The sequence below is a fragment of the Thalassotalea sp. 1_MG-2023 genome, assembly GCF_030546745.1.
GTDB lineage: Bacteria > Pseudomonadota > Gammaproteobacteria > Enterobacterales > Alteromonadaceae > Thalassotalea_C.
Genome location: NZ_JAUOPD010000002.1, coordinates 29,841 through 53,166 on the forward strand (window position 1 = coordinate 29,841; position 23,326 = coordinate 53,166).

Genomic DNA, 23,326 nt, shown 5'->3' on the forward strand with positions numbered 1-23,326 from the left:
ACACTTTAATTTGCAAAAGATGGGCGGGTTGAGTATCCTAACGGGCTTTTCAACCTGTGGTTATTAATTAATTAAATATAGGAGATGTGTTAGTGGCCCGTATCGCTGGCATTAACATCCCTGATCGTAAACATGCAGTAATTGCCCTTACTGCGATTTACGGTATCGGAGCAACACGCGCAAAAGCAATTTGCGTGTCAACTGGTATCGCAGAATCTACAAAGATCAGTGAATTAGACGAAGCACAAATCGATTTGCTTCGTGCAGAAGTGGATAAGTACACTGTAGAAGGTGACTTACGCCGTGAAGTTTCAATGAACATCAAACGTTTGATGGACCTAGGCTGTTTCCGTGGTATTCGCCACCGTCGTAGTCTTCCTCTACGTGGTCAGCGCACGAAAACAAATGCGCGTACCCGTAAAGGTCCTCGTAAACCTATAAAGAAGTAGCGAGGGGATAGAAAATGGCTAAAACTCCAGTTCGTTCACGCAAACGCGTGAAAAAACAAGTTGCTGATGGCATGGCTCATATCCATGCTTCTTTCAACAACACAATCGTAACTCTTACAGACCGTCAAGGTAATGCATTATCTTGGGCAACTGCAGGTGGTTCAGGTTTTCGTGGTTCACGTAAATCTACTCCGTTTGCTGCTCAGGTAGCTGCTGACCGTGCGGGTAAAGCTGCACAAGAGTTTGGGTTGAAGAATATTGAAGTGTTCGTTAAAGGTCCAGGTCCAGGTCGTGAATCTGCAATCCGTGCCTTAAATGCTGCTGGTTTTAAAATCACCAACATTACTGACGTAACACCTATTCCTCATAATGGTTGTCGTCCTCCTAAGAAACGTCGCGTTTAATAGGATAGTTGGAGAAAGAAAATGGCAAGATATTTAGGTCCTAAGTTAAAGCTTAGTCGCCGTGAAGGAACCGATTTATTCCTTAAAAGCGGTGTTCGAGCAATTGACACTAAATGTAAATTCGAAATGATCCCAGGTCAGCACGGCGCACGTCGCGGTCGTTTGTCTGACTATGGTGTTCAGCTTCGTGAGAAGCAAAAAGTACGTCGTATTTATGGCGTATTAGAAAAACAATTCCGTAACTATTACAAAGAAGCTGCACGCTTAAAAGGTAATACAGGTGAAAACTTGTTACAACTTTTAGAAAAGCGTTTAGATAACGTTGTATATCGTATGGGCTTTGCTAGTACTCGTGCTGAAGCGCGTCAATTAGTAAGTCACAAATCGATCGTAGTAAACGGTAAAGTTGTAAATATTCCATCTTTCACTGTTAAAGCTGAAGACGTGGTTTCTGTTCGTGAAAAATCTAAGACTCAAGCACGTATTATTGCTGCTTTAGAATTAGCTGAGCAACGTGAAAAGCCAGTCTGGGTTGAAGTAGATAATAAGAAAATGGAAGGCGTATTTAAACGTGTTCCTGATCGTTCAGATTTATCTGCTGAAATTAATGAACAGTTGATAGTAGAACTTTACTCTAAGTAAAGCTGAACTTTAAGAGAGGACATAATGCAGGGTTCTGTAACCGAATTTCTAAGACCACGAATGGTAGACATCGAAACTGTTAGTGCTACCCGTTCTAAAGTTACTTTAGAACCACTTGAACGTGGTTTTGGTCACACTTTAGGTAATGCCTTACGTCGTATTTTATTATCTTCAATGCCGGGTTGTGCCGTTACTGAAGTTGAGATAGACGGCGTATTACATGAATACAGTAGTAAAGAAGGTGTTCAAGAGGATATCATCGAAATACTGTTAAACCTTAAAGGACTAGCGATAGGTTTAGAAGGCAAAACTGAAGCAGTTCTTACCTTAACTAAGTCAGGTGAAGGCCCTGTTACGGCAGCTGATATTCAACATGACGGTGATGTAACTATTGCAAACCCTGAACATGTTATTTGTCACTTAACTGGTGACGGTTCTATCAGTATGCGCGTCAAAGTAGAAATGGGTCGTGGTTACGTTCCAGCTTCTACTCGCCGCGAAGCCGAAGATGAAGATCGTGCAATTGGTCGTTTACTTGTTGACGCTTCTTTCAGCCCTGTTGTTCGTATTGCTTATGATGTCGATTCTGCGCGTGTTGAACAACGCACAGATTTAGATAAATTAATCATAGATATGGAAACTAACGGTACGTTAGATCCAGAAGAAGCAATCCGTCGTGCTTCAACAATTCTTGCTGAACAGCTTGATGCATTTGTTGAATTACGAGATGTAACAGAAGTTGAACCGAAAGAAGAAAAACCTCTTTTCGATCCAATTTTACTTCGTCCAGTTGATGACCTCGAGCTTACTGTTCGTTCTGCGAACTGCTTAAAAGCAGAAGCGATTCAATATATTGGTGATTTAGTACAGCGTGCAGAAGTCGAACTTCTTAAAACACCTAATTTAGGTAAGAAGTCTCTGACTGAAATCAAAGACGTGTTAGCGTCTCGTGGCTTATCTCTAGGTATGCGCCTAGAAAACTGGCCACCAGAAAGCATTGCTGATAACGACTAAGTCGGTCATCATTTTTATTAGTTTGAGATAAGGATTAACTTATGCGCCATCGTAAAAGCGGTCGCCAGTTAAACCGTAATAGCAGTCATCGCCAAGCGATGTTCCGCAATATGGCAAGTTCTTTAGTAAAGCACGGTGTTATTAAAACAACGGTTGCTAAAGCTAAAGAATTACGTCGCGTTGTTGAGCCATTAATTACTTTGGCCAAAACCGACAGTGTAGCAAATCGTCGTTTAGCGTTTGCTCGTACACGTAATCAAGAAGTAGTAGGTTTATTATTTAGCGAACTTGGTCCTCGTTACCAAGAACGTCCAGGTGGATATACTCGTATTTTAAAATGCGGTTACCGTACTGGTGATAAAGCTCCTATGGCTTACGTTGAACTTGTTGATCGTCCAGCAACTGAAGAAGTAGTTGAAGAGACAGAAGAAGCAAGTGCAGAAGCTTAACTAGTTGAGCTTTCAGATGAAAAAGCGAGGCAATGCCTCGCTTTTTTGTTTTCTGTTGGCTAAAAAGTTGATCTTAGCTTAATTTATCCGTATAACTTTTAGCTCATTCTTTTTCCGGTTTACGCTATGTCTTCACGAAATCCGATCATTGCAGTAACAGGCTCATCAGGTGCGGGAACTTCAACGACATCTGAATCTTTTGAACATATTTTTCGTTCTCTAGATATAACTTCTGCCAAAGTAGAAGGTGACAGCTTTCACCGCTATTCTCGACAAGAAATGGATCTAGAAAAAAGAAAAGCAAAGGAGATAGGACGGAGAATAAGTTACTTTGGTGATGAAGCAAATGACTTTGACGCCTTAGAAAAGCTGTTTAAAGATTACTCAGAAACAGGTAAAGGTAAAATGAGAAGGTACTTACATACCTTTGATCAAGCTGTACCTTATAATCAAATGCCTGGCACGTTTACCCCATGGGAAGATCTCGGCGAAGGCACAGACTTATTGTTTTATGAGGGTCTTCATGGTGGCGTTGTTACTGAAACTAATGACGTTGCCCAATATGTTGATCTGTTGATTGGCATGGTGCCAATAGTAAACCTTGAATGGATCCAAAAGATTATTCGTGATACTAACCAAAGAGGACATAGCAGGGAAGCCGTAACAGCAAGCATAGTACGAAGTATGGAAGATTATATTTCTTTCATAACTCCCCAGTTTTCAAAAACACACATTAACTTTCAACGTGTTCCAACTGTAGATACTTCTAACCCCTTTAGTGCCAAAGCTATTCCATCTTTAGACGAAAGCTTTGTAGTTATTCGGTTTAGAGAAGCAAACAATGTTAAGTTTCCATATTACTTGTCGATGATTGAAGGTGCTTTCATGTCACGAGTCAATACGCTCGTTGTGCCAGGGGGTAAAATGGGCTTAGCGATGGAGCTTATTTTAACGCCATTAATTAAAGAGCTTATGGCAAAAAAACATCAAGCAAATAAGCAGTTAGATTGGATGAGTGATTTATGAGCCTAGTGTTAAGTAGGCTCGATAATAAAATTAATCTGAAATAATAGAAAAGTCATGCGTGATGCTGACAGATTTATTTAACATGAGTGCTACAGAACAATACTTATCTGCTGAAAGGCTGACGGCACGTTCAACATGTTTCTCCTGAACATCTCTACCTGAAATGATAAAATGAAGATGGATGTCAGAAAATAATTTAGGGGTTGTATCTACGCGTGTAGCAGACAACTGTACTTTACAGCCAGTGATATTCTGACGGGCTTTTTTGAGTATACTCACGACATCGACAGAAGAACAACTACCTAAAGAAAGTAAAACATTTTCTAAAGGACTTGGTGCAAGTGTACCGCTGTTCGCATCTAATACTATCGTGTGACCGCTTTCTGAAATACCAGCAAACATTTCTTCGCCGATCCATTTAACTTCAGCTTGCATAAATTCTCCGTAAAAAAGTTGTATTAAAGTGACCTTAACTAAGGACACCTGAATGTATTTCTGTATCGAATAAGTTTTTAATAAGAAGGGCAAATTCTTTTAAAAACTCTTGTTGATGTGTTGTGACGGGGTTGTTAATAACACCAGAGAGTATCTCTTGAAGATCATGAACGATGTTATCGACCTCTCGAATAATAGTATTACGTTGATTAAAGCTAAGGCTTTCGTTTTGGCTACAAACTAAAATAATTTGTTCTGTTAGTTCTTGTTCTATGACTTCCATAACGGATAGCGCACCACCCTTGTCACTCGCTGTGTTTTCAAAGAGTGATAAGTGCTCAGTTAAATATTCAATGATATGAACGTAACCGTCTGTGTCTGTAACCATTATGATGTAAATAAATGCTATTTGAAATTCATCTTACTCTGCTTAACTTAATACAATCAAGTATAAAAAGGTAATAGGGAATAAAAGGGTGAACTGATTCTGACAATTGTTTCAAAGTTGTAACTGTTATTAACAAAAATATTACAATCGGAAGGTGTATTGAAACAAATGAAACAAAATAATAAAGCTCTTCCTGTCTAATTTATGTACACATATCAGTACAATAGATATAGGTTTATTATATAGTACCTTAATTTCAATAGGTTACACAAAGACTGTTGAATTTAGATAAAGTTCAATGAGTTTTAAAAATGGCTTGAAAATAATTGATATTCATGCAGAATTGATAAGGCATGTTACGGTTTGTAACATATAGAAATAAATTCAAAAAATAACTATTAAATATAGTCCAGAGAGAATCACACATGAAAAAAGAATTTAACAAGACATTCAAACGGTCTGTAGCGGCGATTGCCGTATCAACTGTTTTAGGAATGGGAGTTGCTTCAGCTGATGATATTATTGGTAAAGTAACAGTCCAAGATTCAACAGATTCATATACTGTTAAAGCAGTTAATGTTGCAACGGGTACAACACGTTCAGCTTCATTAAATGATGATGGTAGCTATCGTTTACCTAAATTACCTTCAGGTAATTATAAAATTACTGTTATGCGTGGCAATACCGTAGTTGCAGAAGATGAAGCACGTTCTGTGTTGGGTCGTAACACAGTGACTAACTTTGAGATTGCAAGTACTAGTGATACAGAAGTTATTCAAGTAGTGGGCTCTTCTGTTTCTACCATTGACCTAGCTTCGTCAGATTCAGGCCTCGTTATTGGTGATGTTGAAATCAACCGAATGCCGATTGCACGTAACATCACATCAGTTGCTTTACTTGCTCCTGGTACAGTTAAAGGTGATTCTGCGTTCGGAAATACTGCATCTTTCGGTGGTTCATCTGTAGCTGAAAATGCCTGTTATATTAATGGTCTTGAGGTTACCAATACTCGCCAAGGTTTAGGTTGTGGTGAAGTACCATTTGAATTTTATAAAGAATTCCAAATTAAAACCGGTGGTTACTCTGCTAAATATGGTAGAGCGACTGGTGGTACAATGAACTCAATCACTAAAGGTGGTTCAAACGAGTGGGAATTTGCTGCAGTTCTTCACATGGAACCTGATTCTTTACAAGAAGAAGGTACTTATTCTCGCGGAAAAGGTGGCTCAGGTAAGATATTCCGTGATGAACGTAGAGATAGTAACGATCGTACTGACTTTACTTTTTCAGCGTCAGGTCCGATCATTGAAGATACATTATTCTTCTATGCATTAGTTAACCCTAGAAACGTTGAGTCTGAATATACTTGGGGTGGTACTGAATACGGTGCAAATGATGAATTCAGAACTACTAAAGCTTCAGGTGGCGATAACATGTTCTGGGGTGGTAAAATCGATTGGGATATCAATGAAAACCATCGTTTAAGCTTATTTGGTTATTCAAACCGAAGCGATACAGAACGTAAAGTTTATGATTACGATCCTAATACAGGAAGTAATGGAACTGTTGGTGACTTCATTGATTCTGCAATTTTGAAACGTGGCGGTGAAGCAACAAGTTTAAGTTATACTGGTTATATTACAGACGACTTAATTGTTACTGCTTTAGTTGGTAAAATTGAAACTGAATATGAAACACAATCAACTAACTTAGAATGTCCTTCAGTAACTGATTCACGTAATACAAACAACCCTGTAAAGGGTTGTGGTGCTGGTGGTAGTTTTGGTGCAAACAATGATTCAAACGAACAATATCGTTTAGACTTTGAATACACTATTGGCGATCATACAATCGTAGCTGGTTGGGATTATCAAGAACGTGATTCACAACGTATTAGCCGCCCAATTGGCGGTCACAGTTTTGATTACAAAACGTTGGCTCCAGGTGGTGATTTTCAAGCTGATAATGGTGCTTTAGAAAATGATACCGGTTCAGCTTTAGATTATGTTGAAGATCGTATCTTTGATGGTGGTGGTTCGTTTAACTCTGAGTTAACAGCTTTTTATATCGAAGATAAATGGCAAGTTAATGACAATTTAGTGTTAGATATTGGTTTACGTCGTGATGAATTCGATAGCTGGGGTACAACAGGTAAACTATTAACTAGTTTTAAAACTGATGTTGCTCCGCGCTTAGGTTTTACATGGGATCCGCAAGGAGATGGTGAATCTAAACTATATGGTACATACGGTCGTTATTTCCTACCAGTTGCGAACAACACGATTTTCCGTGCGGCTTCTGGTGTAAGTGATATTACTACTGCTTATACGTTCTCAGGTATCGATGCATCAACAGGTGCGCCTACCGGATTAACACCATTAGCTGAATCTTTGGGTGTTGGTGGTTTATCAGACTCTCAACAAGTGAGTGGTGTTCCAACAATTCCTGAAAAAGATATCTTCCAAGCTCAAGAAGCTGACCCATTCTCGAAAGATGAATATATCATTGGTTACGAGAGGATCTTAAATGAAGAGTACACTGTTGGTGTTAAAGGTACTTACCGTGAAGTAGCTACAGCACTAGATGATTACTGTGGTCGTTATGCTTATCCTTACTGTGTAATGATAAACCCAGGCTCTACATCTAGCTGGTATGCTGATGGTTATTATTGGGATGGTTCAGGTTGGGGTGATTCATCATTTAACAATGATGGTGTACCAGATGAAGGTTCACTACAAACTTATAGTCCTGAAACTATTGGTCTTCCTAAAGCTAATAATGAATATAGTGCGTTAGAAGGTATGGTGAAGTATAGACAAGATAACTTCCGTTATACGTTCACTTATACATGGTCACGTAGTACTGGTAACTTTGAAGGTGCTGTTAAATCAGATATCGGTCAAGCAGATGCTGGTATTACACAAGATTTTGATTTTGCTGCATTGATGGATGGTGCTCAAGGCTATCAGCCAAACGATCGTCGTCATGTATTTAAGTTCTTCGGTAGTTGGGAACCAATGGAAGACTTAATGGTTGGTTGGAATGCTACACTTTCAAGTGGTCGTCCAGTAAGTTTGTTTGGTCAAGGTTATCCGTCAGATGATCCAAATGTAAACGGTGGTTGGGGTGATTTATTTTATCTAGCCGACACTGATGAAAATGGTGAATTGACAGGTACGTATACACGACATGCTCGTGGTACTGCAGGCCGTACTCCTTGGACGTTTAAAGTTGATTTATCGGCAGCATATAATTTCACAGTGTCTGATATTGATATGAAAGCTTCAATCAATGTATTCAACTTATTGAATACACAAGATGCATTAATGTTTAATGAGCATTATGAACAAAGTGAAGGTGTGCCTAACCAATGGCATGGTGCAGCATATAATTTCCAAATGCCACGTTATGTACGTATTGGACTTGAAGCTAGATTCTAAAAATAGAGTTTAGAGGTTCAATATTAAAAATGCCGAACTTTTAGTTCGGCATTTTTTTATGTTATTAAATCTATAACAATACTTTTTAAGCGCACTTAAAAAAGGTAAATTAATGCTTTGTTTGGTTAAATAATTGAACAAAATGTGAGTGGTAAAAAGCATAGGTTGTTAAACAATAATCGCAGGTCATGCTAACACTACCTTGTTCTGCCAGAATGCTTTCAACCTCTTGTTGGCCAAGCTGTGAAATAGCCGTTAAGCACTTTTCTTCTGAACAACCACAAGTATTAGTGACTACTTGTGGTTCAAATAATCTTACTTTCTCTTGGTGATAAAGCCTATATAAAAGGGTTTTTGCGTCTAGTGTAAAAATTTCTTCATCTTTTATGGTTGCTGTAATTTGGCATAAGTGCTCGAAATCATGCATTTGCTCTTCTTTGTCACCACTGTCTGGTAATAACTGAATGAGTGAGCCAGCAATTTGGTTTGTCTCTTGGTTGTGAAATAACCAAATTTTTGTTGGTATTTGCTCTGAAACTTCAAAGTAATGTGCAATACAATCAGCAAGGTTATCATGCTCTAGTGCAACGACACCTTGGTATGCTTCACCCACATCTGGGCGAATGGTGATAATCATGTTTCCTTTACCGACCAAATCATTTAAGTCTGAGCCTGTTGCCGACTCATTAACTTTAGCGATCGCTCTTATTTCTTGATTATGATTGGCGTTAACAGCAAAGTAGTCTGCGGGACCATCACCTTGCAACTGTACGGCAATTTCACCTTCAATTTTTAATGTTGCCGTGAGTAAACTAGTGACAGCAATTAGTTCGCCTAATAGCTTTTTTACGCCTTCAGGGTAATTATGGCCGTTTATAATATTTTGGTAAGTGGTACTTAATTGCACAAGTTCGCCACGAACATGTAAATCATCGAATAAGTAGCGATTTAATTCATCTGCAGGCAAGGTCACGGTTATATCCTTTCTTTCAATTGTCTAATTTGTCTACGTTGTTTTTTATCAGGTTTGCTTTCGGTCCCTGGGTTGAGCAGTAGTCCTTGCTTACGTGCGAGTGCATTTTTTTCTCTTGTTTCAATGCTTTGCTCTGTTTCTTTATATAGTGTTTGGGCGAATGTCGCATCTCTTCGCTTATCAGCAAGGGCAATAATAGTGACTTCTTTCTCTTCGTATCCTTGACGAATTCTGACTGTATCTCCCGTTGACACGAATTTGCCCGACTTAGAACGTTGACCATTATAAAATACTTTACCACCGTCAATCATCTGTTTTGCGATGGCTCTTGTTTTGTAAAACCGTGCCGCCCAAAGCCACTTGTCGAGGCGTATATTGGTAGATTCAGAAGTGTTTTTACTTTGTTTCATTTTCTTGTCATATTTGCCGAACAGAATGTCGCGCAAGTTAGCATAGGTTGTATTGTTACGCCATATCTTGCGAATAATTGTAAATAATAGTTAAAAATAAAGCAGTTTTCTTGTTCTAGCTGTATTGCTCAAGTATCATCAACGAAGAAAAAGATAAAGATTGATAACCTCAAATATGCGTATATCGACAGAACTATCGTCGCTTCAACAATTTATTCGCCAAGTGCCTCAGAAAAAAGTCGCCTTTATTATAAGCGCGATATTGCTTTGTTATATCGCCTATATTTTAGCACAGTTTACTTGGCAATTATTACCATCTAATGAGCATATCAACTCAACGGCTGTTACTAATGTAAATGATGTTCAACAACAAAAAGCATTATTAGATTTATCAGCACTGAAGCAATTGAATTTATTCGGAGCTAAAGAAGCTGCTGTTGAGCAAGTGCCTGTAAAAGTACAAGATGCACCAGAAACTCAATTGCGTCTTACATTAACGGGGACTGTTGCAAGTAGCGATCAAAACACTGCTGCTGCAATTATCGAAAATAACGGTAAACAAGAAACCTATGGCATTGGCGATAAAATATCAGGAACCCGCGCTACGTTAGAGTCTGTTGCAACCGATAGGGTGATTATTAAGCAATCAGGGCGATTAGAAACATTAATGTTAGATGGTTTTAAATACAGTAAAGTAAATACATCGACAGTAAATAAAAGAACGGAACCAATTCAGGTAGTAAGCAATCATATCAATACTGTGGATCAACGTGAAAATGATGCTTTATCTGAAACCGCTATGCAGTTACAACAAGATATCAACACTGACCCAGGGAAAATATTTGATTACTTGAAAGTCAGCCCCAAACGACAAAATGGTGACATCATCGGGTATCAGTTAATGCCAGGTAAAGAACCTGAATTTTTTAGAGCTTCGGGGTTAAAGTCAGGTGATGTGGCGGTACAAATGAATGGTTATGATTTAACGTTACCTAGTGAAGCTGCTCAAGCGGTACAAGCACTAAAAGAAGAAACAGAGATCTCGTTATTGGTAAACCGTAACGGCTCGTTAACTGAAATTTTATTTAGTATTCAATAATGAACAATAAGGAATTATCCATGCGCAAATCGCATGCAAAAACGTGGGCAAAAAAATGGTTGATGACCTTAGCAACTGTTTGTTTTTTTAATGGCTTACTGTTTAGCGCTCAATCTGCGTACTCTGCGCAATATTCACCTAACTTCAAAGGCACTGACCTTACAGAATTTATCAATATTGTGGGTAAAAACCTTAAGAAAACGATGATTGTTGACCCAAATGTTCGCGGCAAAGTAAATGTTCGAAGTTACGATTTATTAACGGAAGATCAATATTATCAATTTTTCTTAAACGTGCTTGAAGTTTATGGTTTTGCTGCCATTGAAATGGACAATAATATTGTAAAAATTATTCGTAATAAAAAAGCAAAATCTGAAGCAACGCCTTTGGTTGATGATGACAATCCTGGTGTTGGTGATGAAATGGTGACACGGGTAGTAGAAGTTAAGAATGTGACTGTACGTGAGTTATCACCATTATTAAGACAAATGTCAGATCAAGCGGGTGGCGGCACTGTTGTTAATTATGACCCTGCTAATGTGTTTATCATGACAGGTACTGCAGCAGTCGTTAACCGTTTGGCTAATATCATTAAGCGTGTTGACCGAGCAGGTGATCAATACGAGCAAATAATTCGTCTAGAACATGCTTCTGCGGGCGAAATGGTACGGATTGTTGAAGCACTTAATAAATCGAGCCAAGGAAAAGCAGGAACTCCTAGCTTTTTAATTCCTAAAATTGTTGCTGATGAACGTACTAATAGCGTCATTGTTAGCGGTGAAAAGCAAGCGCGTGAACGTGTTGCAAAATTAGTGTCTCGATTAGATAGTGAATTAGAAACTAACGGTAACACTCGGGTTTACTACCTTAAATATTCGAAAGCTGAAGATTTAGTAGATGTGTTAACAGGTGTTAGTGAATCGATTGAAGCGGAAGAAAATTCTACACAAACGAACAGTCGTAATAAGCAAAAGCGTAATATCAGTATTGAAGCACATTCAGATACCAATACGCTGGTCATTACCGCGCAACCTGACATGCTTCGCTCATTAGAAGCGGTGATCAGACAGTTAGATGTGCGCCGAGCGCAAGTACTCGTTGAAGCAATTATTGTGGAAGTATTTGAAAGTGATGGTGTTAATCTAGGTGTGCAATGGTATCACGAAAATGGTGGTGCTACGCAATTTACCAATGGTACGGTACCAATTACTTCTGTTGGCGCGGCGGCTGTCGCGGCAAGGGGAGAACCAGGTACCACCGTTACCACTATTGATGGTAACGGAAATCCAGTGACCACCACAAACCCTGATACCGATGGCGACTATAGTTTACTTGCGAAATTACTAGGTTCGGTTAACGGCATGATGTTTGGACTAGTAAAAGATGACTGGGGTGCCATTGTACAAGCAGTTAGTGCTGACACTAACTCTAATATTTTAGCTACGCCTAGTATCACTACATTAGATAACGAAGAAGCGCACTTTTTAGTGGGCCAAGAAGTCCCTATTATTACGGGCTCAACAACAGGTAATAATAACAGCAACCCTTTCCAAACCGTAGATCGTCAAGAAGTGGGTATCAAATTAAAAGTGACGCCACAAGTCAATGAAGGCTCAGGTGTACAGCTAACGATCGAACAAGAAGTCTCGTCGGTAAGCGGCTCAACAGGTGTAGACATTTCAATTAATAAACGTGAAATTAAAACGACTGTGCTGGCAGATAATGGTGCAACGGTAATTTTAGGCGGGCTTATAGATGAAGATGTACAAGAAAGTGTGCAAAAGGTTCCGCTGTTAGGCGATATTCCTATTATTGGCCATTTATTTAAATCAACTAACAATAGTAAACGTAAGCGTAATTTAATGGTATTTCTACGCCCTACGGTTATCCGTGATGGAAAACTGATGAATGACATCAGTAAAGAAAAGTACAATTATATCCGTGCAGATGAACTACGTAAGCGTGAAGAAGGTTTGTCGTTGATGAAAGATAAAAAATTACCATTATTACCTAAATGGAATGATGAATTGGCTTTACCGCCAACCTTTAATGAATATCAGCAAAAGTCACAAGACAAAGAAGCTATTAAAGAGCGTGGGCAATAACCGTCATGTCGCAAACTTCATTGGAATCATTAGTGGAAAATAACGACCCACAGTTCGAGTTAGCACCAGAACACAGTAATCGTTTTTTACAATTGCCTTTTGGTTTTGCTAAACGCCATAGCGTTTTGGTTGGTAAAGAAGACGATGAAGTGATTTTATATTGCTTAGACACTATTAATGAACAGGTATTATTAGAAGTAAGAAGAGTGGTTCAACGTGCATTTAAATTGATTTTTGTCTCTCCAGAGCAATTTGAACTTCGATTAACAAATGCTTATCAACGAGATTCATCTGAAGCGAAACAAATGATGGAAGATATTGGTAATGAAGTTGATTTATATTCCATTACCGATGAGCTGATAGAAACCGAAGACTTACTTGAAAATGAAGATGATGCGCCGATTATCAAAATGATCAACGCGATGTTAAGCGAAGCGATCAAAGAAAGTGCCTCTGATATACATATCGAAACGTTTGAACAATCGCTACAAATTCGTTTTCGGGTTGATGGTGTTTTACGTGAGGTATTAAGACCTAATCGCAAGCTTGCCTCGTTACTTGTTTCACGTATCAAAGTGATGGCGAAATTAGATATCGCAGAAAAGCGAGTGCCACAAGACGGCCGTATTTCACTAAGAATAGCAGGCCGAGCGGTAGACGTACGTGTATCTACTATGCCTACTGGCCACGGGGAGCGTGTAGTACTACGTTTGTTAGATAAAAACGCCGCACGATTAGATTTACAAGATTTAGGAATGACCGATAACAATCGAGTCAAATTTTCTCAATTAATTGATAAACCGCATGGCATTATTTTAGTCACAGGGCCAACAGGCTCTGGTAAATCCACCACGTTATATGCCGGTTTAAGCCAAATTGATAGCAGAGAGCGAAATGTACTTACCGTAGAAGATCCCATCGAATATGCCATCGAAGGTATTGGTCAAACACAGGTCAATACTAAAGTTGATATGACCTTTGCCAGAGGGTTACGTGCTATTTTAAGGCAAGATCCTGACGTCGTGATGGTTGGTGAAATTCGAGATCTAGAAACCGCTCAAATTGGCGTACAAGCAAGTTTAACGGGGCATCTTGTGCTTTCAACGTTGCACACTAACACCGCAGCAGGTGCAATCACTCGTATGGAAGATATGGGCGTTGAATCATTTTTGCTATCGTCTAGTTTATTAGGCGTACTTGCACAACGTCTTGTTAGAACGCTTTGTCCTCATTGTAAAGAAGCGCATCTAGCTGATGAAGAAGAATTAAACTTACTTGGGTTATCAGCAAACACTCAACAGCATATTTATCGTGCTACCGGTTGTAACGAATGTAATTTTAAAGGTTATAAAGGCCGAACAGGTATACATGAGTTACTTTTAGTTGATGATAAAGTGCGTGAACTCATACATAACGGTAAAGGTGAGCAAGATATTGAACGCTCTGTCCGACAACATACGCCAAGTATTCGCCGTGACGGCTTTGACAAAGTACTGGAAGGTATCACAACGCTTGAAGAAGTGTTACGTGTGACAAAGGAAGATTAGTAATAGCATATGGCGGCATTTGAATATCAAGCAGTAGACCGTAATGGTAAACTTAAAAAAGGTATCATCGAGGGGGATACCGCTCGTCATGTTAGGTCTTTGTTAAGAGATCAAGGCTTGATGCCTACCGAAGTAACCGCAAGCTTAAAAAAACATAAGCAGCAAAGCACAAAAAGCTCATTTAGCCGCAGTAAGAAAATATCAGCCAGTGAATTAGCTATTTTAACACGACAGCTTGCAACACTTGTTGAGTCTGGTTTGCCGTTAGAAGAAGCGTTATTAGCGGTCGCCGAACAATCAGAAAAAGATGTCACTAAAAGTATGGTGATGGCGGTACGTACTAAAGTTACTGAAGGTTATAGTTTAGCTGAAAGTATGGCGGAATATCCTCAGGTTTTTAATTACCTCTTTCGTGCTATGGTCGCGGCTGGCGAAAAGTCAGGGCATTTAGATAAAGTACTCAACCGTTTAGCGGATTATACTGAACAACGCCAGCAACTAAGATCACAAATGATCCAAGCATTGGTTTATCCCGCAATAATGACTGTAGTTGCTATTGGCGTTATTGTTGTTTTATTGACGTCAGTTGTACCGCAAATTGTCAGCCAATTTGACGATGTTGGCGCTAACTTACCGCAAACAACAAAATTTTTAATAGCCACAAGTGAATTTTTGCAAAACTTTGGTTTCTACTTATTGGTGGTGTTTATTATCTTGATATTACTCGCTATTCAATTAATGAAACGAGCTGATATCAAATATAAAGTACATAAAAAGCTGCTCAGCCTTCCTGGTATTGGTAAGGTGGCGCGAGGCGTAAATACCGCGCGCTTTGCACGAACACTTAGTATACTAACCGCCAGTGCAGTTCCTTTATTGGAAAGTATGAGCATTGCAGGCGAGGTGCTTGGCAATGTTTATATTAAAGATAAAGTGAAGCAAGCAGCAGTCAAAGTAAGAGAAGGTAGCAGTTTACGCTTATCATTAGAACAAACGCAGTTATTTCCACCGATGATGCTACATATGATCGCCAGTGGTGAAAAAAGTGGCCAACTTGAACATATGCTTGGACGCGCAGCTGACAATCAAGATCGAGAGTTTGAAGCCTTGATCAATATATCATTGAAAGCATTTGAGCCTGCAATAATGGTAACTATGGCGGGGATCGTTCTTTTTATTGTCATGGCAATATTACAACCTATTTTGAAAATGAACACATTAATTGGCATTTAGTAAGATTTAATAAGGAATTCTCATGAAAAAAGTTTCAGGTTTCACATTATTAGAAGTAATGATTGTATTAGTGATCATCGGTATTATTGCCAGCATGGTGGTACCTAACTTGATGGGAAGTCAGGATACCGCAAGAGCACAAAAAGCGGTTATCGATATTGGTTCATTAGAGTCAGCATTGGCGCTTTATCGTTCACAAAATTATGACTATCCAACAACAGAACAAGGCCTAGAAGCGCTGGTTGAACAAACGACTATTGAGCCTGTTCCTCGTCGTTTCCAAGAGGGTGGTTATATTAAACGTTTACCGCAAGATCCGTGGGGCAATGACTATCAGCTTTTAAACCCTGGTGAGCATGGAAAAATGGATGTATTTTCTATGGGTCCTGACGGCGAAGCCGCTACCGATGATGATATTGGAAATTGGAACCTTGCTGACTATCAGTAATGATTTAAGCCTTTAATATTATGTTAATTCAGCAACGCTCTTCGCACATTAAAGGCTTTACCTTAATTGAAATATTAATGGTGATTGTGGTGATCGGTTTTATGGTTGCCGCAGTACAAATTAATTTCTTTTCGAATAAATCTGAACAACAAGTGACAGAAGAAGCCACAAGATTTGCCGGCATTTTTAATTTAGCTGCAGATTTTGGTCTATTAAATAATATTGAGATAGGGCTTTATGTTGAAGATAACAGCTATCAATTTCTTGGTTATGATGGTTCTCGGTGGACGAGCCTACCAAATGAAAAAACATTCGAACGTTACACCTTGGCTGACAATATTACTATGTCATTATCGTTTGATGGCTTAGCGCCTGAGGAAAGCACCCTTGTTGATCGTGAATTATTCATTCCTGATGAAGATCAACTGTCAGCAATGGAAGATGCACTCGACAAAGAACAAAAAATTCATATTCCTCAAGTGTATTTATTAACAGGTGGCGAGATTACTCCTTTTAAAGCTACATTTGCGACAACAGAACAAAGTAGTGAAGCATTCAGTATCAATGTGATTGGCAAATTTTATGCGCCTGTCACTCTTGAGCAGCAAGCGCAGGTGCGAAACAACGAATGACGTATAGTTTGTCGATACGCAGAAAGCTGAAAGTAGCAGGCTTTACCTTAATTGAAGTGTTACTGGCTTTGTCAGTATTTGCGCTTGCAGGTGTTGCGTTATTGAGTACGTCGGATACCCATTTTTCAAGTTTAAATCATATCGAAAATAATATGGTTGCTCAGTGGGTAGCTTCTAACCAATTGGTGGAAGCAACGTTAGATGAGCAATGGCCGCCGAAGAACAAAAAAGGCAACGTTGATTTAGCAGGTAGGCAGTGGCATTGGCAACAAAAGGTTGAGGCAACTACTGATAAAGAAATGCGCAGCATTACCATTGAAGTACGTAGTGATGAAAAAGCTTCATTGGCATTAGCAAGCCTGACAACCTTCGTTGCTAAGGAAAATCGTTAATGAAACGACTTGGCCTTGGTGGCTTTACCTTAATTGAAGTGTTACTAGCGACAGCAATATTTGCGGTAATTAGTATTGCTAGTTTTAGTATTTTAGATGGCGTGATCCGTACAAAAGAAGGTGCAGAGCAAAAACAAAATAGGCTTAATGAAATACAACGCGCATGGATCATCATTGAACGAGATTTATTGCAAGTCGCCAGACGTTCAGTTCGCGTTGAAGGTGAAGCGCCACAAACAGGCTTTTTTTATGTCGATAATGGCGACCTGATGTTAAGTGAACAGGCAATTGCATTTGTTCGAGGTGGCTGGAGTAATCCAAATTTAATCTTACCCCGCTCAGATATGCAACCTATTGCTTATCGCATTCGAGAAAACACCTTAGAACGTATGCATTTTAACTTTGTTGATCCTGTGATTGGTGAAGAGCCCATCATTAGGCCGCTAATACATGACGTAACGGATTTGAAAGTACAATTTTTTGTCGATAAAAAATGGCAAGATAGTTTAACTGAAAATCAATGGCCCGAAGCCATTACGATTATTATCGACACAGAAGATTTAGGTGAATTAACACGTAAGTTTCTCATTATTTCCGCGCCTTTTAACGATAACAGCAACACAACAACGGGAACAGAAAACGAACAAGCTATCATTGATGGACCACAAAGGGTTAGCCAATGAAACTAAACAAAGGTATTGCCCTTATCACTGTGATGTTGGTGGTAGCACTCGCTGCAACTATCGCTACACACATGCTGGCTAAAGTGCAGATCGCAGTGAAAAAATCGGCAAATGTAAGCTTTAATCAACAAGCTTATTGGTATGCAATGGGAGCAGAAGCTTTTGCTAAAAGAGTATTAAAAACCAGCTTTGAAGAGACACCAGATAAAACAACACTAGCTCAAATTTGGGCGCAAGAAGAAAGCACTTACCCAGTTGATTACGGTGAAATCACTGGAGAAATTTCAGATTTACAGGCATGTTTAAATCTAAACGCGCTGCGAGTAACAGAAAACATTACACGCGAAAAAACTCCAGCTCGTGCAGCATTTGAAGCGCTGATTATTGCATTGAATATTGAAGGCGTTGATGTATTTTCCGCGGAGTATATGGCAGATGCGTTATCAGACTGGTTAGACAGTGATACCAGTATTGTTAGTGCAGGTGGTGCAGAAGATAACGATTATTCGGCAAAAGAATTTCCATACTTACCCGCCAACTATTATCTTGCTAGTGTGAATGAATTACGTGTTATTGAACACTTTACTAAAGATGTTATCACTGCTTTAAAGCCATATGTTTGTGTATTACCTAATACTGATTTACACCAAATTAATATTAATACCGTATCAGATGAACAACCCGAACTACTGCAAGCTTTGCTGGATATTTCGAAAAGTGAAGCCCAACAGATTTTATCGGCAAGAGATATTAACGGTTTTGACAATATCGATGCTTTTTTTAATTTACCTGAAGTGAATAAATTAAAGATAACCGAAGCACAGAAACAACAGTTTGTAGTTGACAGCCAATACTTTACACTAAGGACTGTAGCAACATTTAACCAAAGTTACTTTTATCTACAATCAATGATGCAAGTAAATGAAGACAATCAAATTAAGGTGATTAGTCGCACGATAGGACGTGATTGATGGCAGAACAATTAATAATACGACTTGCGAGCCAAGATACCGACAAAGTGCATTGGTTGGTTTGGTCGAAGTCTGAAGAACATATTATTGCAAGCGGCGAACTTGCAACAATCTCTCATTTAAGTGAATTAAGCACAAAAGCAGTGCATCGAGAAGTCGTAGTGATATTGCCTAGTAGCGATGTAACACTTAAGCAACTTAACGTGCCGGCGAAATCGAAAAAAGCTATGCAACTTGCAGCGCCTTTCGTGATAGAAGATGATGTTGCGCAAGATGTTGATTCATTATTTTTTGCTTATGCAAACTTTTCTTCTGCAGAAGGGAATTGTCCATTAGCGTTTGTTGAAAAATACAAAATGACCCACTGGCTAACGCAGTTAGCTACCGCTTCTATTCAGGCTGACTTTGTTATTCCTGAAGTTTTGGCAATGCCGCCAGCTGATGATAGATGGCAAACGATTGCATTAGGTAATCAAGTGATTATCAGAAAGGGGCAATGGCAAGGTTGCACCATTGATGAGCCGTTATGGCCGCACATGCTGAGTATTTGGTTAAATGCAGATGAGAATATTGCTATTGATGCATTTTCACCCATACCACATCAAGCTGATAATATAGACATTAATTATCTACCCGAAGAGTTGCCGTTAGCATTAATGGCACAGCATTTGGATACCCGAAACTTTACCATGCTTCAAGGAGAATATGCAGCTAAGAAAGAGCGTTCTTCATTGGCTAAAACATGGGGATTAGTAGCGGGTATAGCATTGTTGGCATTAGTGCTAAATGTTGCAGGTAAAGCGATTACTTTAATGCAGTTAAACTCGCAAATTGCAGCAGTAGAAACAAGTGTTATTGAACGTTACAAACACGCTTTCCCGCAAACACAACGGGTACGTATTGCCACAGTGAAGTCGCAATTGCGCAGACAACTTTCCACTATTCAAGGCGTTGACAACAACGGAGACTTTCTCGCCTTGTTGATGCAACTTCAACCAGTATTTGCACAAGTGCCGACTTTGAAGCCTGAAAACTTGAGGTATGATGGCAAACGCAAAGAATTGCGCATGCAAGCAACGGCAAAAGGCTATCAAGACTTTGAAAAGTTTAATGCAGCGTTAGCACCTAATTTTACTGTTTCACAAGGAGCATTAAATAATCAGGGAACAAGCGTGACCGGTGCTATTAGCATTAAAGCAAAAAGCGGAGGAAACTCATGAAAGAGTGGTGGGTGAATTTACAACTAAGAGAGCAACGATTAGTTGCAGCCTTAGGCTCTGTTTTATGTATTTTTGTTTTTTATCAATTAGTGTGGCAACCCTTAACAAATGGGGTGAGTAAAGCTGAACAAAAGCTTGAGCGACAACAAGCCCTGTTATCATGGGTTGAAGAAGAAACTGCTCGTATAGCACAGTTTCAGAAAGCACAACCAAACAGTTCGCAAAACACGAGTTTAGCCAGTATTGTTAATCGTACTGCACAACAGCAACAAATAGTGATTGCTCGCTTACAACCGCAGTCCGGTGGAGTGCTAGTATGGGTTGATAACATTAACTTTAATGACTTGCTAACTTGGTTATCAAGATTATCGAAAGAGCATGGCGTGAAAGTGATTAATATAGATATTAGCCAAGATAATGTTTCAGGAAGTGTAGCGGTCAAGCGCTTACAGTTAGGAAGGTGATAGTGAAAAAATGGTTAACGTTAGGAGCGGTTGTCATTGCTCTTTATTTATGTTTTTTATTGATAAAACTACCAGCAGCTTTTGTTGCTAATTGGGTGACAATACCACCACATATTTCAGTGACTGATATACAAGGCTCTATTTGGCAACCTAAAATAGGAAGTGTTACGGTCAATGGTACGCGCATAGAAAAAATTAACCTTAATGTGAGATTTCTATCATTGCTTAGTTTTAATCCTACAATTGATGTTACGTTTGGCGATCCTAATTTGAGCCCAATAGATGGCTTTGCTTCTGTATCACACTTATTCTCACAACCGATTATTTCCAATGTTGAAATGAATTTACCTGCGGCATTAATTGCAAAACATATTCCTACACCAGTAGCAGTGTCAGCCCATCGCTACATCAACGTGAATATAGAAAAATTTCAAGCGGCTAAACCAGTTTGCCAACAGTTAAGCGGTAGTGTGACTTGGCCAAATGCCGCTGTAACGGTGTTAGCGCAGAAAGTTACGCTAGGTGATTTAACAGGTGAGCTGAGTTGTCAACAGGGCGAAGCTGTTTTGAATGTTAACGGTGATAACGATATAGGTTTAACCTTTACGGTAAATATTGGTGCGAATGGCTATGCTTATGGTAATGGGTATATAGCGCCCACGAGTAAAACGCCGAAAGCGATCATGCAAGTTTTACCTATGGTCAGTAAACAAGATAGCCAAGGACGTTTTCCTCTGCGCTTTTAAAGGTTAGCGAACTACCGGATTATCGTAAATATCGCTAAGCATGGTGCGATAGTCACTGACGGCGGGAAATTCGACAATATTTTTGACGGGTAGCTTGCTATCAGGGTTTGCAACCGCAAGTATATGTTTAATACCAAATGTTTGTGCTGAAGTGAGTATCGGTAAACTGTCATCAACAAACAAGGTGGTATTTACATCAAAATCTTGTTTAGCTTGTAATTTTTGCCATAAAGATTGTGATTCTTTAGTGACACCAAACTCATGTGTTGAATATAGCGTATCAAAATACCGGTCTAGTTGCGTACGCTCTATTTTAAGGGCAAGGCTATCAGGGTGAGCGTTCGTTACCAATATAACTTCTCGACCCGTTTGTTTAAGTGCCGTAAGAAAGTCGTGTGCATCTTCACGAAGATTAATCAAATGCTGCACTTCGCGTTTTAATTCGTTGATTGGCATATTGGTTTGCTCTGCCCAATAGTCAATACAATACCAAGAAAGCGTTCCTGATACTTTTTCGTAATGAGCCAGCATCGAATTTGTTGCTTCTTCTACACTAATATTTTGTTGTTCACTGATGCGTTTAGGCAAATGTGTTAACCAAAAATGGTTGTCATAGTGTAGATCTAATATCGTCCCGTCCATATCTAACAACACAGTAGATATTTTTGACCAATCTATCATAGATTTTTCCTAGTAAAACACTTTATCATAGGAGTATATCGAATCTTGTAGGGTCATTGCCAAATAATAACGGCAACTCTGGTGATAATGTCAAAAAATAAACAACTGCCAAACATTAATAAGCGTACGTCAATCGCCAAAAGTTTACTCTTTTCTATAGAGCAGTTAGAACTGACCTTTAGTAATGGTGCAGAAAGAGTCTATGAACGAATGGAAGGTTCTGGGCGAGGCTCAGTGATGATAGTATCACTGACTAAAGATAACGGTTTATTATTGGTTAAAGAGTATTGTGCAGGCACTCACAGCTATGAACTTGGTTTTCCAAAAGGGTTAATTGATCCGGGGGAAACTGCCATAGAAGCTGCGAATCGTGAATTAAAAGAAGAAGTGGGATTTGGCGCCAAACAATTGATACCTTTGCATACCGTTGCAATGGCACCGGCTTTCTTCGGCGGTACGATGGAAATATTTATTGCTAAAGACTTATATCCACAAACGTTACCTGGTGATGAACCCGAGCCGATGGAGTTAATACATTGGCCTGTTGACGATTATGTTGATTTACTCGCACGTGAAGATTTCAATGAGGCTCGTAGTATTGCGGCACTCATGTTACTAGTTGATAAATTAAGGAATGGTGGATGAATTTAGAATCACTATTAGCAATTGCGATTGATAGTAGCAAAAAAGCTGGAGTAGAAGTGCTTAAACATTATACTCGAGGTGATTTCACTGCCGAAATGAAAAAAGATAACAGCCCGGTAACAAGTGCCGATATTGCAGCGAATGATGTACTGATGGCTGAACTATCAAGATTAACACCTGACATTCCTATTATCTCTGAAGAAGTTGGCGCATTACCCTTTGATAAACGTAAAGGTTGGAGCCGTTATTGGTTGCTTGATCCGATTGATGGTACAGGTGAGTTTATTATCGGAAGTGGCGACTTTGCGGTAAATGTTGCTCTTATTGAACAAGGTAAACCTGTTATAGGTGTTATTCACGCACCCGATCACCGAATGACTTACTTTGGACAAAAAGGAGCAGGTGCTTATAAAGAACAGGTAAAGGGTACTGAAAAAATTAATGTGGCACGATACGATGGTGAGCGAGAAATCAATGTGGCGGTAAGCCGTCGACAAAAATTAAATGTTATGGGGCAATACCTACGCGATAACTTTTCATACCAACATATTGCATTGGGAAGTTGCTCATTAAAAAATTGTTTAATAGCTGAAGGTGGCGCAGACTGTTACTTAAGAATTGGCCCAACAGGTGAATGGGATACAGGAGCGAGCCAATGTATCTTAGAGCAAGCGGGTGGTACTATTCTTGATAGTGAATTTAACCCCTTGACTTATAACAGGCGAGATAGCTTGTTAAATCCTGACTTCATCTCATTGGGGTCGAACGACATTCCATGGCAAGATGTGATTATTCCACATCAAGCACGCCGATAATTTACCAAGAAGGAT

At 39.3% G+C, this 23,326-nt stretch carries 26 protein-coding genes; 21 read left to right on the top strand and 5 right to left on the bottom strand.

Features of this window, described 5'->3' with window-relative positions; translation table 11 throughout:
* Window positions 1–92: 92 nt before the first annotated feature.
* From rpsM to Q4489_RS01660, 6 genes are all read left to right on the top strand, one after another.
* On the top strand, window positions 93–449 hold the full coding sequence (rpsM, locus tag Q4489_RS01635; protein WP_074496179.1) for a 30S ribosomal protein S13: 357 nt from the start codon (window positions 93–95) through the stop codon (window positions 447–449).
* Between the two features lie 14 nt (window positions 450–463).
* On the top strand, window positions 464–853 hold the full coding sequence (gene rpsK, locus Q4489_RS01640) for a 30S ribosomal protein S11 (RefSeq protein WP_074496178.1): 390 nt from the start codon (window positions 464–466) through the stop codon (window positions 851–853).
* A gap of 21 nt (window positions 854–874) precedes the next feature.
* Window positions 875–1,495 (top strand): 30S ribosomal protein S4, encoded by a 621-nt coding sequence (gene rpsD / locus Q4489_RS01645; RefSeq protein WP_074496177.1) that lies wholly within the window; start codon window positions 875–877, stop codon window positions 1,493–1,495.
* Between the two features lie 24 nt (window positions 1,496–1,519).
* Window positions 1,520–2,509 (top strand): DNA-directed RNA polymerase subunit alpha, encoded by a 990-nt coding sequence (rpoA, locus tag Q4489_RS01650; protein ID WP_074496176.1) that lies wholly within the window; start codon window positions 1,520–1,522, stop codon window positions 2,507–2,509.
* 41 nt (window positions 2,510–2,550) lie between these two features.
* Entirely contained in the window at window positions 2,551–2,958 is a 408-nt protein-coding gene (rplQ, locus tag Q4489_RS01655; RefSeq protein ID WP_074496175.1) for a 50S ribosomal protein L17, read from the top strand.
* 126 nt (window positions 2,959–3,084) lie between these two features.
* Window positions 3,085–3,984 carry a phosphoribulokinase gene (locus Q4489_RS01660; protein ID WP_303476209.1) on the top strand — a complete coding sequence of 300 codons (900 nt, stop codon included), beginning with the start codon at window positions 3,085–3,087 and terminating at the stop codon, window positions 3,982–3,984.
* Between the two features lie 30 nt (window positions 3,985–4,014).
* On the opposite strand, the gene Q4489_RS01665 is transcribed toward Q4489_RS01660, so the two are convergent.
* Both Q4489_RS01665 and Q4489_RS01670 read right to left on the bottom strand, forming a co-directional pair.
* Complete coding sequence (locus tag Q4489_RS01665) at window positions 4,015–4,419, bottom strand: OsmC family protein (RefSeq protein ID WP_303476211.1); 405 nt, start codon at window positions 4,417–4,419, stop codon at window positions 4,015–4,017.
* Window positions 4,420–4,453: 34 nt separating this feature from the next.
* Window positions 4,454–4,807, bottom strand: coding sequence for a DUF3802 family protein (locus Q4489_RS01670; protein ID WP_303476213.1), 354 nt, complete (start codon window positions 4,805–4,807; stop codon window positions 4,454–4,456).
* 425 nt (window positions 4,808–5,232) lie between these two features.
* Between Q4489_RS01670 and Q4489_RS01675 the strand changes: the two genes are divergently transcribed.
* Complete coding sequence (locus tag Q4489_RS01675; RefSeq protein ID WP_303476215.1) at window positions 5,233–8,247, top strand: TonB-dependent receptor; 3,015 nt, start codon at window positions 5,233–5,235, stop codon at window positions 8,245–8,247.
* Window positions 8,248–8,356: 109 nt separating this feature from the next.
* On the opposite strand, the gene hslO is transcribed toward Q4489_RS01675, so the two are convergent.
* Window positions 8,357–9,214: an Hsp33 family molecular chaperone HslO gene (gene hslO / locus Q4489_RS01680; protein WP_303476791.1), complete on the bottom strand. Its 858-nt coding sequence runs from the start codon at window positions 9,212–9,214 to the stop codon at window positions 8,357–8,359.
* Window positions 9,215–9,222: 8 nt separating this feature from the next.
* Window positions 9,223–9,630: a ribosome-associated heat shock protein Hsp15 gene (hslR, locus tag Q4489_RS01685; RefSeq protein ID WP_303476218.1), complete on the bottom strand. Its 408-nt coding sequence runs from the start codon at window positions 9,628–9,630 to the stop codon at window positions 9,223–9,225.
* 175 nt (window positions 9,631–9,805) lie between these two features.
* Here hslR and gspC point away from each other — a divergent pair, with 175 nt between their 5' ends.
* From gspC to Q4489_RS01745, 12 genes are all read left to right on the top strand, one after another.
* Window positions 9,806–10,729: a type II secretion system protein GspC gene (gspC, locus tag Q4489_RS01690; RefSeq protein ID WP_303476220.1), complete on the top strand. Its 924-nt coding sequence runs from the start codon at window positions 9,806–9,808 to the stop codon at window positions 10,727–10,729.
* A 62-nt stretch (window positions 10,730–10,791) separates the two neighbouring features.
* Window positions 10,792–12,834, top strand: a complete 2,043-nt coding sequence (gene gspD, locus Q4489_RS01695) for a type II secretion system secretin GspD (RefSeq protein WP_303476795.1) — start codon at window positions 10,792–10,794, stop codon at window positions 12,832–12,834.
* 5 nt (window positions 12,835–12,839) lie between these two features.
* Window positions 12,840–14,381, top strand: coding sequence for a type II secretion system ATPase GspE (gspE, locus tag Q4489_RS01700; protein WP_303476223.1), 1,542 nt, complete (start codon window positions 12,840–12,842; stop codon window positions 14,379–14,381).
* 9 nt (window positions 14,382–14,390) lie between these two features.
* On the top strand, window positions 14,391–15,614 hold the full coding sequence (gspF, locus tag Q4489_RS01705; protein WP_303476226.1) for a type II secretion system inner membrane protein GspF: 1,224 nt from the start codon (window positions 14,391–14,393) through the stop codon (window positions 15,612–15,614).
* A gap of 22 nt (window positions 15,615–15,636) precedes the next feature.
* Window positions 15,637–16,062 (top strand): type II secretion system major pseudopilin GspG, encoded by a 426-nt coding sequence (gspG, locus tag Q4489_RS01710; RefSeq protein WP_303476228.1) that lies wholly within the window; start codon window positions 15,637–15,639, stop codon window positions 16,060–16,062.
* A 20-nt stretch (window positions 16,063–16,082) separates the two neighbouring features.
* The gene (gene gspH / locus Q4489_RS01715; RefSeq protein ID WP_303476231.1) at window positions 16,083–16,694 is read left to right on the top strand and encodes a type II secretion system minor pseudopilin GspH; all 612 of its coding nucleotides are present in this window, start codon (window positions 16,083–16,085) and stop codon (window positions 16,692–16,694) included.
* Window positions 16,691–17,086: a type II secretion system minor pseudopilin GspI gene (gspI, locus tag Q4489_RS01720; RefSeq protein ID WP_303476233.1), complete on the top strand. Its 396-nt coding sequence runs from the start codon at window positions 16,691–16,693 to the stop codon at window positions 17,084–17,086. The genes gspH and gspI overlap by 4 nt, the downstream gene beginning before the upstream one ends.
* Window positions 17,086–17,769 carry a type II secretion system minor pseudopilin GspJ gene (gene gspJ, locus Q4489_RS01725; RefSeq protein ID WP_303476236.1) on the top strand — a complete coding sequence of 228 codons (684 nt, stop codon included), beginning with the start codon at window positions 17,086–17,088 and terminating at the stop codon, window positions 17,767–17,769. Before gspI ends, gspJ begins: the two co-directional genes overlap by 1 nt.
* A complete protein-coding gene (gene gspK / locus Q4489_RS01730) occupies window positions 17,766–18,740 on the top strand; it encodes a type II secretion system minor pseudopilin GspK (RefSeq protein WP_303476239.1) in 975 nt (324 codons plus the stop codon). The genes gspJ and gspK overlap by 4 nt, the downstream gene beginning before the upstream one ends.
* Window positions 18,740–19,960 (top strand): type II secretion system protein GspL, encoded by a 1,221-nt coding sequence (gspL, locus tag Q4489_RS01735; protein WP_303476242.1) that lies wholly within the window; start codon window positions 18,740–18,742, stop codon window positions 19,958–19,960. The genes gspK and gspL overlap by 1 nt, the downstream gene beginning before the upstream one ends.
* On the top strand, window positions 19,957–20,424 hold the full coding sequence (locus Q4489_RS01740; RefSeq protein WP_303476244.1) for a type II secretion system protein M: 468 nt from the start codon (window positions 19,957–19,959) through the stop codon (window positions 20,422–20,424). The genes gspL and Q4489_RS01740 overlap by 4 nt, the downstream gene beginning before the upstream one ends.
* Window positions 20,425–20,426: 2 nt before the next feature.
* Entirely contained in the window at window positions 20,427–21,170 is a 744-nt protein-coding gene (locus Q4489_RS01745; protein ID WP_303476247.1) for a type II secretion system protein N, read from the top strand.
* Between the two features lie 3 nt (window positions 21,171–21,173).
* Here Q4489_RS01745 and yrfG read toward each other — a convergent pair whose 3' ends face one another.
* Window positions 21,174–21,851: a GMP/IMP nucleotidase gene (gene yrfG, locus Q4489_RS01750; RefSeq protein WP_303476250.1), complete on the bottom strand. Its 678-nt coding sequence runs from the start codon at window positions 21,849–21,851 to the stop codon at window positions 21,174–21,176.
* A gap of 87 nt (window positions 21,852–21,938) precedes the next feature.
* On the opposite strand from yrfG, the gene nudE reads away from it, so the two are divergent.
* Together nudE and cysQ are read left to right on the top strand one after the other, a co-directional pair.
* Window positions 21,939–22,496, top strand: coding sequence for an ADP compounds hydrolase NudE (nudE, locus tag Q4489_RS01755; RefSeq protein ID WP_303476253.1), 558 nt, complete (start codon window positions 21,939–21,941; stop codon window positions 22,494–22,496).
* A complete protein-coding gene (gene cysQ, locus Q4489_RS01760; RefSeq protein ID WP_303476255.1) occupies window positions 22,493–23,311 on the top strand; it encodes a 3'(2'),5'-bisphosphate nucleotidase CysQ in 819 nt (272 codons plus the stop codon). The genes nudE and cysQ overlap by 4 nt, the downstream gene beginning before the upstream one ends.
* Window positions 23,312–23,326 lie beyond the last annotated feature (15 nt).